Source organism: Paenibacillus algorifonticola (assembly GCF_000971975.1).
In the GTDB taxonomy this organism is placed as follows: Bacteria; Bacillota; Bacilli; order Paenibacillales; family Paenibacillaceae; genus Pristimantibacillus; species Pristimantibacillus algorifonticola.
Genome location: NZ_LAQO01000006.1, coordinates 240,625 through 252,691, shown reverse-complemented (window position 1 = coordinate 252,691; position 12,067 = coordinate 240,625). Strand labels below are relative to the sequence as shown.

Sequence of the window (12,067 nt, the reverse complement as noted above, 5' to 3'; positions counted from 1 at the left end):
AGAGCTAATCGTGACGCAGCGCGTCGACTGGCTTCAGCCTCGAAGCTTTGTTCGCTGGGAAAATGCCGAACACAATTCCGACAAAAGCAGAGAAGGCAAACGACAAAATGACCGTATTAAACGGAACCGAAGTATCCGTCCCATTCACCACCCCAATGACATAGGAGCCCAAATAACCGAATCCAATGCCAAGTGCGCCGCCCATGCCGCTAATGACAACGGCCTCCACAAGAAACTGGAACAAAATATCTCTGCGCTTTGCGCCCAGCGACTTGCGAATGCCGATTTCCCGTGTCCGCTCCGTAACGGACACCAGCATAATATTCATGACCCCAATGCCGCCGACGAGCAGCGTAATAGCCGCCACATAAAGCAGCATCGTATTCATCGTCTCATTGACCGAATTAAGCGTCTCTACCGCATCCTGCTGGTTGAACACCCGGTAGCTGCTGTCATCGCCCCTGAATTTTTCCAGCAGCTTTGCCTCGAGCGCCGCGACTGTTATATCCATCAGGTCAAGATCAGTCACCTTTAGGGCGACCGTACGCACACCGACACTATCAAAGAGCTTTTGCCCCGTCGTAATTGGAATCGCAATTTTTTCATCGTTGGAGCCGGTGAGCGAGCTGCCTTTCGCCTCCAAAAGTCCGACGATCGTAAAGCGGCTGCCGTTCACCTGAATCGTTTTGCCAACCGGGTCCTCTTCTTCAAACAGCTCCGTTGCCGTATCGACTCCGATTAATGCGACCTTCTGGGTGTTTTTCACATCCATCGAGGCGATGTATCTGCCGGACTGCACGCTAAAATCACTTACCTGCTCGTAATCCGGCGTAATGCCCTCCACCGTCACACTCGTACTATTTTTCCCATACTTCACTGTTGCACTGCCGCTGACCGTTGGAGATACGCCCTCCACATTCGGAATATCAGCCAGAGCCATCGCATCATCGAGCGAAAGGGAGGTGGCCGTTCCACGGCCCGTTATGGTGACCGACAAGGAGTTGGTGCCAAGGCTGGCTACCTGCTCCTCCACCTGCTTCGTTGAGCCTTGCCCCATACCGACCAGCGCTATAACCGTCGCTACGCCGATCAGTATGCCTAGCATCGAGAGGGCCGTTCTAAGCTTGCTTGACAAGACGCTCTTGATCGCCATCCTGAACCCCTGCGTCAGCTTCATCCCTGTCCCTCCTTTCCTCGGTCAGCACGCCGTCTCGCATAATGACCGTACGGCTCGCCCGATGAGCGACCTCCATATCATGGGTAATCAGCACAATCGTGTGGCCCTGCCGATTCAAGTCTTCCATGAGCTGCAGCACTTCCTGCCCCGTCTTCATATCGAGTGCTCCGGTCGGCTCATCCGCCAGCAAAATCGGCGGGTTCGTCGCCAGCGCCCGGGCAATGGCAACCCGCTGCTGCTGTCCGCCCGACAGCTCGCTTGGACGGTGATGCACCCGCTCCCCAAGGCCAACCTGCTCCAGCGCCTTCATCGCCATAGCCCGGCGCTGCTTGGCAGGCAATCCTCGATAAATGAGCGGCAGCTCGCAATTTTCAAGCGCGGTAAGCCGTGGCAGCAAGTGAAAGCCTTGAAAAATAAATCCGATCTTCTTGTTGCGAATATCCGCCAGCTTATTCTCGCTCATTCCTCTTACTTCAATGCCGTCCAGCTTGTAGCTGCCGTCGGTCGGCGTATCCAGACAGCCGATGACATTCATCATCGTTGATTTTCCCGAGCCGGAAGGCCCGACAATAGCGACAAAATCGCCTTTTTCCACCTGAAAGGATACGCCCTTAAGAATCGTCACCGTTTCCCGGCCCATCACGTAATTTTTCACAAGATTGTTAATGTCGATTAAAATGCCGCTGCTCTCGTTGGTCATGGGCGACCACCGCCTGCTCCGCCGCCAGTGAAGCCGCCGCCACCTCCGCCGAATCCGCCACCTGTTCCGCCGCCAAAGCCGCCTGGCATCATGCCGCCCATAGTTGCTTGATTTTGCTGCGTCGTCGTTGTCGTCATGCCCACCGTGCCTTGCGGTGTTGGGATCAGCACTGAATCGCCTTCATTCAGTCCTGAAATAATTTCCACATACGTTTCATCACTGATTCCCGCTTCCACTTCAACTAACTGTCCTTCCATCTGAGCGCCGCCAGTGCGCTGCATGCCGCTTGTTCCTTGAGCGCCAGCTGCACCTTGCGCAGTTCCATTCATACCTTGAGCGCTTGTCGTTCCTTGCGCTGCTCCACTCGTACCTTGGGTACCGCGTGTTCCCTGTGTACCGCTGGCACCTTGAGTTCCAGCCGCACCCTGTGCTGTGCCGCCAGCTCCTTGGCCACCCGTTTCAGCTTGCGCGCTACGGCCCCCTTGCGTACCTGTCCCGCCCTGTCCTTGTGTGCCGCTTGCGCCTTGCGTGCTGCTTGCTCCCTGTGTGCCAACTGCACCTTGTGCTCCGGCTGCTCCTTGCGCTGCTCCACCTGCGCCTTGGCCGCCAGCAGCTCCGTCCGTACCTTGTGCACCTGACGCTCCAGCATTTCCTTGTGCCCCCGCTGCCCCGTCCATGCCTTGAGCACCTGACGCTCCAGCAGCTCCTTGCGCCCCCGCTGCCCCGCTCGTACCTTGAGAGCCTGTCGTACCTTGCGTGCTTGTTGGCACGCGAACGAAGGATTTGCCGCCACGTTCAATAACCGCGTCTACCGGTACAACGACGACATCATTTTTGGACTCCAAAATAATATCCGCTTCCCCCGACATGCCTGTTATCACACCCTCAATGGTGTCGAGTGAAATTGTCACCTCATAGGCAGATACGCCATTCGATGCCGTTCCCTCACGAGCCAAGCTGGCTACTTTGCCTTCGATCGTCTTGTCCGTCAGCGCGCTCAAATAAACCTGAACCACTTGCCCTGCTTTAACCGATGGAATGTCCAGCTCATCGACCTGTACGACAAAATCAAGCAAATCATAATTAACGATAGACGCAATAACCGTATTTGCTACAACCTCGTCGCCAACGGAAACCTCGCTTTCCGTCACCTCGCCATCAATTGTTGCCACAACCTCCGTCACCTTCAGCTGATCTTCCCTCATGGTGCTCAGGCTGTCTTGGTTTTGCTTGATTTCCAGCGCCAGCATTTCCATGTCCGTTTTGATGCTTTGCTGGGTCGTGAGTTCATCCTCCGTGCCCGCAGCTTCCTTATATTTCGTCTGATATTGCTCCATCTGCACCTGCTGCTTCTTAATCGAAAGCTCCGTCTGCTCAATCTGGCTATCGTAGTCCTTCTCGGATTCAAACGTCGCCAGCACCTGGCCTGCCTTCACCTTATCGCCGACTTTGAAGTTCAGCTTTGCAATCGTACCGGATACGCCGGACGTTACGGTTTCGCGGGAGTTGGCTTCTACACTGCCTGTCGCGCTTATTTTCAGCTCAATATTGCCCCGCGTCGCTTTCACCGTTTGCGAGGTTGCCGCCTGCACCGTCGCCGGCTGCCCCATCTTCAAATAATAATAGGCACCGCCTCCACCGGCCGCGCCTACCACAAGGATAATACCAAGCCATAGCTTCCACTTTTTCATCGACTGTATTCCACCCTCCGACTGACATATTCGTGACGAATATAGCATGAAAAAATGAACGGAGAATGAACAGGCCTTACAGGGTGCCCGTTTAGCAAATAAAGAGCTGCATGAACCTCCAACGTTTCTACCGCTGAAAATAAAAAAAGAACAGGACATAACCTCTGTCCTGTTCTTAAGCCTAGCTTGCACAAGCCACGCTCCGCGTTTCCGGCACTGCCCTAATCTAGCCGCAATGTTTCCCTCGCTTATATGAAAGCAGCATTAAAGCTGGCGCTCGATATCCCATTTTTTAAATGAAACGAGTGTACTAGTTCCGCCAGAGGCGAAAGCTGCAATGCCCGTCGAGGCTTCGCCTGGGTAAATACGTCCGGTCATCACTTTTTCCCCGCCTTGGAGAAACACCTCAACCGACGATTGATCGACAAAAATACGCAGCGAAAGCTCGCCTTCTGAAAGTCCAACTGCCGTCCTTCTCTCGCCGCCCTGCCCAATACCGGAGCGGTCCCGATTGAAGCGGAACAGCCCTTCCTCCGCATCATAAGCAAGCACCGTCTCTTCTCCCGCCCCATTCGTCCTCAGCTTCAAGCCGAACTCACGAGCGCTGCCAGTACGAAGCACCACTTCAAGCTCATAGCAATCTCCCTGCGCAGCGAGCAGCTGCTCGCCTGCAAGCTCCAGCCCACTCAGCTCAAAGCTATCGCGGCGGTACGCCTTCAGCTCTTCCAGCGGCTGAAACAGCAGCTTTCCGTCGCTGCTGCGCAGCACAGCTTCACGCGGCAGCGTCATCGCGCCCGCCCAATAATGTCCGAGCTGGGTCGGAATTTCCTGCTCCCACGTTTCCATCCAGCCGATGACGATGCGCCGGCCCTGCGGGTCCAGCGCCGTTTGCGGCGCATAAAAATCAAAGCCGAAATCAATGGGCTCATAGCCGTCATACGAGAACGAGCCTGTCTCCGTATTTAATTTCCCTACCATATAAGTGGTAGAATGCAAATTACGATAGTTGTCACCTTGAGCTGGCATTCGCTGCGGCGACATTATCAGCACATCATAGCCATCAAGCTCGAACAAATCCGGGCATTCCCAATTATCGCCCAGCTGTCCGTCGCTGCGCGCCATCTCGCCGACAAAGGTCCAATTAACGAGATTCTGTGAACGGTAGAGCAAAATCAAGCCATGCCCTGCACCATCATTCGAGCCAATGACCGTATAATAGCAGCCACCCCGTTCAAATACCTTCGGATCACGAAAATCTTTACGGCTCGTTCCGGTCGGAATCTGCTCCAGCCCGAGCACCGGATTGCCCGCAAGCTTAGCAAATTTCACGCCATCGTCTGATACCGCAATATTTTGCGTCTGATAATAGTCCTTATCCGTATTCGGCCCCGTCACTACATGTCCCGTATACATAAGATGAAGCTTGCCTTCGTGGACAATCGCGCTTCCAGAGAAGCAGCCGCCGCTGTCATAAGGCTGGTCTGGCGCGAGCGCAACAGGAACATACTCCCATTTGACCAAATCACGGCTGATCGCATGGCCCCAATGCATCGGTCCCCATACCGGCTGATACGGATAATATTGATAAAACAAATGATAATGCCCATTATGATAAATAAAACCGTTCGGGTCGTTCATCCAGCCGAATTCCGCCATCAAATGATAGCCAAGACGGTACTGCGGGCGCAGCAGATGCTTTCTTTCCGCCACAAACTGCTCGGCATTCTCAAGCGTATACAACATGACCAATCATCCTATTCTTACGCGTTTATTTAATGGAGCCTTGCATGACGCCTTGAATAATAAATTTCTGTGCGAACAAATAGACGACGAGTACCGGCAAAATAGTAAGCAGCAGACCGGCCATTAGCGGCCCGTAATCGACGGTATAAGTTCCATAGAAGTAAAAGGTCGAGAGCGGCAGTGTGCGCTGCTCCGACGAAGTCAGCACGAGCGATGGAAGCAGGAAGTCATTCCAGATCCACAGCACATTCAAAATCGCGATCGTCACCGACGTTGGCGCGAGTACTGGAAAAACAATACGGAAAAACGTCTGTGTCCGCGTGCAGCCATCAATCATGGCAGCCTCCTCCAGCTCCGCCGGAATGCTTTTCACAAAGCCGTGATAAATGAATACTGCAAGCGGGCTTCCGAAGCCGAGATACATATAAATCAGCGACCATTTGTTATCCAGCAAATGCAAATTGCCATAAACCTTCACGAGCGGAATCATAATCGCCTGGAATGGGATAATCATCGCTGCCACCATTAGGAAAAACGTATATTGATTAAATTTGCTTTGATTTCGCACAAAGAAATGGGCTGTCATGGCCGCAAGCACCGAGATGAGCAAAACGCTCAGCACCGTAATGATAACCGTGTTCGAAAACGCGGATACATAATTCATTTTCGTAAACGCTGACTCATAGTTAGCCAGATTGAAGCTGTCAGGCAAAGAAAGCGGCGAAGCGGTGATCGCTTTATTTTCTTTAAAGGAATTGACGATTAACAAAATAAATGGAAAGACGAAGGCCACGAGGCCAACCAGCAAAACAATAAACTTGCTCCATTCCATAGAGGCTTTCAAACGCTTCATTAGGCCTCCACCTCCAGCTTCTTGCTGAAATACACTTGCAATAACGTAATGCCCGCTACAAGCAGGAACAGTACAAGCGCTTCCGCCTGCCCTACCCCATAATCCCTTGAAAGGAAGGCTTTCTCATATACATGCATCGATACCATTTCCGTGCTTTTGAACGGTCCGCCCTTCGTCAGCGTCAGGTTCAAATCGTAAACCATAAACGTGCGTTGCAGCGATAAAAATACACATACGATAAAGGAAGGCACCATCAGCGGCAAAATCATCGTCCGCAGCTTGCGGAATGCCGTTGCCCCGTCAATGCTGGCCGCCTCCATAATATCCTTCGGCACATTCATGAGGCCCGCAACGTAAATGACCATCATATACCCAGCATATTGCCACACCGTTACAATAATAAGCGCAAAAAACGCTTTATCCGGATCAGCGAGCCAGGAGGTGCCGAATATGGAAATGCCCGCTTTTTGTCCAATGGATACGAGAACGTTCGAGAAAATAAACTGCCAGACGAAACCAAGCACAATGCCGCCGACCAAATTCGGAATAAAAAATCCGGCCCGGAAAAAGCTCTGGCCCTTCATGCCGCTCGATAAAAAATACGCCAGCAAAAAGGCTGCCACATTGACGAGCGCCACACTAATAAACACATATTTAAGCGTTAAATAAAATGACTTCCAGAATACCGCGTCTTTCCACACATACGCATAGTTTTCAAAACCGACCATCGTACTCGTTGTGGAGATGCCGTCCCAGTTCGTGAAGGTTAAATAAATGCCGTACAAGAACGGTACAATCATGACGGTGGCAAAAGCAAACAAGGTAGGCCCGGTGAACAATAGCCGTAACCGAATGCGGCTCCAAAGTCCTTTTTCCGATATCATCGTTATCCCTCGCTAACGTTTCATTGAAGCGAAGCAACGGACAAGTCACACGGGCTTATCCATTGCCTCCTCTTCGAAGCTGTTGTTTGTCGTCTACTTCACACTACTTTACAGTAGTCCAATACTCTTGAATTTCCTTGGCAAGCGTGGCACGGTCAGCTGCTCCTGCTAAATATTTTTGCATCGAAGCGCCTACCTTGCTCCAGTGATCCGCAGGGAGCGCACTCATCGATTCCTCGATTTTGCCGCCAGCGATATAAGCTTGAATCGACTTGGCGAGCGGATCTTTCGGCTCCAGCGTAATGTTTTTGAAAGCAGGCACGATGTTCGCTTTATTGATCAGGAAGTCTTGGCCTTTCTCTTTGTAGACCATCCACTCCAGGAACGTCTTCGCTGCTGCTTGCTGCTCCGTCGTGCTTTTCTCCTTGTCTAGAACGAGACGTTTCGAGACAGCAGCGGAAATTTGCGTGTTGCCAAAATCATCCGTGTTGTTGCTGATCGGCACTGGCAGGAAGCCGTATGCGCCGCTTGCTGTATCAAAGCTGCTAATTTGCGGCCAAGCCCAGTTGCCCTGGAACCAAATGCCGACCTCGCCTTTGCCCAGCACCTCAGGGCCCTTCTCATAAGTGCCTGCCAGTGGCGAAGCTTTATCAATGTTGTGCTCCTTCATAAGGTCGAAGGTATCCATCAGTCCGTTAAACACTTTATTGGACGCAAGGTCTACACTGCCTGCTTGAAGATCGGTAATAAACTGGTTCACCGCCGCTTTATCGGCTGATTGTCCAGCATAAGCGAGCGGTAGGAAGTGGGCGGCAAGCGACCAATCCATTGGCGAGACGATCAGCGCGCCAGTGCCGGAAGCTTCGATCTTTTTAAACAAATCACCCAGTGCCTGGGTCGTCGTAATAGTAGCCGGATCGAAGCTGCCGCCAACTGCCTTGTCAACAACTGCTTTGTTGTAAATAAAGCCGTAACCTTCAATAGAGAGCGGGAACGCATAGTTCTTCCCATCAAATGTCGTCAGATCCGTGCTGCCGTCAACCTTGTCGGACATCCATTTTTCTTCGCTCAGATCGAGAATGCGATCCTTGAACTTCTCGACATCGCCTGTGTCCAGCATCGTAATCGTCGATGGGCTGTTCGCCGCGTACAGGGCGGATGCTTTCTCAAATGGCGACTGTCCTGCCGGAACCGGAATGATCTCCAGCGTAATGTTCGGATAATCCTCTTTAAAAGCTTTCGCCGCATCTTCAAGCTGCGTTTGAATTTCCCCTTTGGAATTCAGCAGTGTAATTTTCACATCTCCTGAAGCGCTCCCACTATTCGCACTGCCTTCAGCTGTGGATGAATCTGCTGGCTTCGAGCCGGCATTTCCTCCGCACGCCGTTACGACCATAACCATCACCAAAGATACGAGTAGAGCTTGCAAGCTTTTCCAAGATTTCATTTGTTCGTCCCCCGATTCTAAATGATAAATATTCTATGCTGGTACCGATTTATAAACCGCTTTCATAACGTATTATAGTATGTCCAAAAAAATATGTCAATCGTTTGACATGTCAAACGATTGACATTAAACATAAAAAATAAAAATCCCTTGCTGTATAAGGGATTTCGGCCTCTCCTAAGTCGTCAGGCGCTCCACCAGTTCGACTTCCAGAACATACCGATGCTCCAGCGGCTCATTGTTCATTTGCCGGATGATCGAGTCAACCGCGACCCGCCCGATTTCGGCAATCGGCTGGCGAATCGTCGTCAAAGATGGCGTTATCCAATTGGCCGCGCTCACATCATCATAGCCAACTATTTTTATTTGCTCTGGAATATGCTTGTCCGCCTTGCGGCATTCCTTCACCGCAAAGGAAGCAATAATATCGCTTGTCGCAAACAAGCCATCGATTTCAGGATGCTCAGCAAACAGTCGGCTCATAATCTGCTCATACTGCTGCTCGTCAAATACGTTCATATCCGTCTGGATGATAATCGGCTCGATCTCATTTTCCGCCATCACATCACGGAAAGCAGCCGTTCGCTGGTTCGCGAGCAGCTGAAGCTCTAAATTCCCGCAAATATGTGCAATTTTTCTGCATCCTTTGTCCACCAGCAGCTGAGCGGCCAGCCTGCCTCCCTCGTAATTGTCCGATGAAATAAACGGGATTTCCTCGCTGATCTGCCGATCTATTGTCACGATCGGGGAATGCAGCTCCTTGTATTCCTTAACCTCAAGCGTATGGCTGCCCATAATAATGCCGTCTACTCGGTTGCGCTTGAGCATGTCGATGTATTCCTTCTCCTTCACAGGATCAAGATGCGAATTACAGAGCATAATTTTATAGCCGTTCTCATAGGCGTAACGTTCGACATGGCTGGCCAGCTCGGCGAAAAAAGGATGCGCCACATTCGGAATAATGAGCCCGATGACATTGGATTGCTTGCGCAGCAAGGAACGTGCCAGCTCATTCGGCTGATAATTCAGCTCCTTCATCGTCTGAAACACCTTATTGCGGGTCGTCTCGCTAATGTACCCCCTGTTGTTTAATACGCGGGATACCGTCGTAACCGATACTTTCGCCATCTTCGCGACATCATGAATAGTTGCCATAAAATCTCCTTCTCATTTCCTAGAAAGTTATACGCTTACAAACCGCTCTTTCATCATACCACACGAAGACTATGACAAGAGAGCAGCTTATACATGCTTAAATCCAAGGTGAAACGGCTCTCGCCGTCCTTTGGCGGCGCGGCGCGTTTCATTCCGAGAAATATAGAGAAAGGATTGCTTTAGGATATCCTTTCTCTATATTTCAAGCGTAAACGGCTGTCGCCGTCCTCTGGCGGCAAAGCTACCGTTTCGAGGGTGAAATATAAGAATGTATAAGGGTGAAACTTATACATTCTTATATTTTCAAAAAAAGAGCCGTTCACACCGCCCCATCTGGCGCGTCTGCAAACAGCTCTGCTCTTATGCTTATTAAATGGTTAAGCCCAAGTAGGTTGAACCTTCAAGACCGTTGCTTCCTTCTCTCGCTTGAAGCTTGAAGCCGAATCCAGCTCAGCTGCTGCAATAACAGCGGCAGCTTCCTTCACTTGTTCTACAGCAGCGACAGCTTTAGCTTGAAGTACATTTTCTACTTCAGCAGCTTGCTGCTCTTCCTCCTCCGCTTCAACGCGGTGAATAAGCGCTCCAAGCGAAGCCAGCTTGCCTGTAATATCCACATAACCGCGATCCACATGGTGGATACCCGTTACTTCCGTCTCGCCATCAGCACGCAAGGCTGCACAGATCAAGGCTGCGCCTGCACGCAGGTCCGTCGCGCATACTTTCGCGCCAGTTAGCGGCATATTACCGCTAACGATAGCGGAACGGCCTTCGATCTTAATATGCGCATTCATCTTCTGGAATTCTTCCACATGCATGAAGCGATTTTCAAATACCGTTTCGGTCACGACCGACGTACCCTCGGATACGAGCAGCAGCGCCATCATTTGCGATTGCATATCCGTCGGGAAGCCTGGGTGCGGCAGCGTCTTCACGTCTACCGATTTCAGCGGATGATCCGCTTTAACCCGAATGCCGTTATCCGACTCCAGCACTTCCACGCCCATCTCTTGCAGCTTGGAAATGACCGGTGTCAAGTGGTCGCCAATTGCGCCTTCCACAAATACGTCGCCGCCCGTAATCGCGGCAGCGATCATATAAGTGCCCGCTTCTACACGGTCAGGAATAACATGATGCGTTACACCGTGCAAGCTCTCTACGCCTTCGATGCGAATAAGGCCTGTGCCTGCGCCGCGAACCTTCGCGCCCATCGCATTCAAATAATTGGCGAGGTCTACGATTTCCGGCTCCTTCGCGGCATTTTCAAGCAGCGTTGTGCCTTCTGCGAGTGCTGCAGCCATCATAATGTTCTCGGTAGCGCCTACGCTTGCTACGTCGAGATATATTTTTGCGCCCTTGAGACGCGTGCTTGTGCTTGCTTCAATGAAGCCATGTCCGAGTGTAATTTCCGCTCCCATCGCTTCGAAGCCTTTCAAATGCTGATCAATCGGACGTGTTCCAATCGCGCAGCCGCCTGGAAGCGAAATACGCACCTTGCCGATTCGTGCAAGCAGCGGTCCCATAACAAGGAAGGAAGCACGCATTTTGCGAATCAGCTCATATGGCGCCTCGTAAGAAGCAATCGTTCCTGCCGAAATTCTCATTGTTGTATCCTGATACGATATCGTTGCGCCTAATGATGCCAATACCTTCTGTATAGTCATGACATCGTCGAGGAGGGGAACGTCACAGATGACGCTGTCTCCTTCCGTCGCAAGTAAAGAGGCTGCTAGAATGGGGAGTACTGCATTTTTTGCACCGCTGACACGTACCGTTCCCGATAAACGCTTGCCTCCGCGGACGATAATTTTGGTCATCTTATGGTTCCCTCCGCGAACTGAATTTCTGTCTCTCGCTTTAAAATTATTGTTTAAAAGTGAAAAATTCCCGTCTTAATCCAAACTCCATATTAACACTTATCTACACTAATCGACAAGCTTTAAATTTCCATGCAATAGTAGCATTTAAAGCAGCCCGATCCTGACCCTAACATCCTATGCTGAACGATGCTTTTAGGTGTTGCCCTGCCTGATACTGGAACGGAAATTCCCACACTTGTATAGCTTTCGCGAGCAGGTAGAAATTTCAGTCCGTCATTACTACCCATTGTTAACATATTCCGCTCTGGTTATTCGACAAAACTCTTCATCATTGTCGTCCAAGACCAGTAATCCAGAATGAAGCTGGCAAACGCATGCCCGAGTATGATGGCAATAACCGCCTGAAACATGCGGGCTTTCGGGCTGCGGGGAAACGAAAAAAACGCTTCCCATTTCAGCTCCTGCATAATAAACCATATAAGTATAATGCTAACGAGCGTTACAACAATGGAGAACAATCCCGTTATTCCTGTGGTTGTCTGCATGCTGTTCAACATATCCTGAGTCAAACCCATCTGTGCTCCAGTTGCCTCCTTTTGT

The 12,067-nt window shown here is 51.1% G+C and carries 10 protein-coding genes; all 10 read right to left on the bottom strand.

The genetic code is table 11. The features are described from left to right. Positions 1–4: 4 nt before the first annotated feature. The gene (locus tag WH37_RS14730; protein ID WP_046231343.1) at positions 5–1,177 is read right to left on the bottom strand and encodes an ABC transporter permease; all 1,173 of its coding nucleotides are present in this window, start codon (positions 1,175–1,177) and stop codon (positions 5–7) included. Next, a complete protein-coding gene (locus WH37_RS14725; protein WP_046231342.1) occupies positions 1,119–1,877 on the bottom strand; it encodes an ABC transporter ATP-binding protein in 759 nt (252 codons plus the stop codon). Before WH37_RS14725 ends, WH37_RS14730 begins: the two co-directional genes overlap by 59 nt. After that, positions 1,874–3,568, bottom strand: a complete 1,695-nt coding sequence (locus WH37_RS33610; RefSeq protein ID WP_052736985.1) for an efflux RND transporter periplasmic adaptor subunit — start codon at positions 3,566–3,568, stop codon at positions 1,874–1,876. The genes WH37_RS14725 and WH37_RS33610 overlap by 4 nt, the downstream gene beginning before the upstream one ends. Positions 3,569–3,832: 264 nt before the next feature. Continuing rightward, positions 3,833–5,311, bottom strand: a complete 1,479-nt coding sequence (locus WH37_RS14715; RefSeq protein WP_074905012.1) for a glycoside hydrolase family 32 protein — start codon at positions 5,309–5,311, stop codon at positions 3,833–3,835. Positions 5,312–5,336: 25 nt separating this feature from the next. Next, positions 5,337–6,164 carry a carbohydrate ABC transporter permease gene (locus tag WH37_RS14710; RefSeq protein WP_046231341.1) on the bottom strand — a complete coding sequence of 276 codons (828 nt, stop codon included), beginning with the start codon at positions 6,162–6,164 and terminating at the stop codon, positions 5,337–5,339. Next, complete coding sequence (locus WH37_RS14705; protein WP_046231340.1) at positions 6,164–7,048, bottom strand: carbohydrate ABC transporter permease; 885 nt, start codon at positions 7,046–7,048, stop codon at positions 6,164–6,166. The genes WH37_RS14710 and WH37_RS14705 overlap by 1 nt, the downstream gene beginning before the upstream one ends. A 103-nt stretch (positions 7,049–7,151) precedes the next feature. After that, a complete protein-coding gene (locus tag WH37_RS14700) occupies positions 7,152–8,495 on the bottom strand; it encodes an ABC transporter substrate-binding protein (protein ID WP_046231339.1) in 1,344 nt (447 codons plus the stop codon). A 177-nt stretch (positions 8,496–8,672) separates the two neighbouring features. Continuing rightward, positions 8,673–9,650, bottom strand: coding sequence for a LacI family DNA-binding transcriptional regulator (locus WH37_RS14695; protein ID WP_046231338.1), 978 nt, complete (start codon positions 9,648–9,650; stop codon positions 8,673–8,675). Between the two features lie 377 nt (positions 9,651–10,027). After that, complete coding sequence (gene murA, locus WH37_RS14690; protein WP_046231337.1) at positions 10,028–11,464, bottom strand: UDP-N-acetylglucosamine 1-carboxyvinyltransferase; 1,437 nt, start codon at positions 11,462–11,464, stop codon at positions 10,028–10,030. Positions 11,465–11,775: 311 nt separating this feature from the next. Then, positions 11,776–12,042, bottom strand: a complete 267-nt coding sequence (locus tag WH37_RS14685) for a DUF1146 domain-containing protein (RefSeq protein WP_046231336.1) — start codon at positions 12,040–12,042, stop codon at positions 11,776–11,778. Positions 12,043–12,067: the final 25 nt, after the last annotated feature.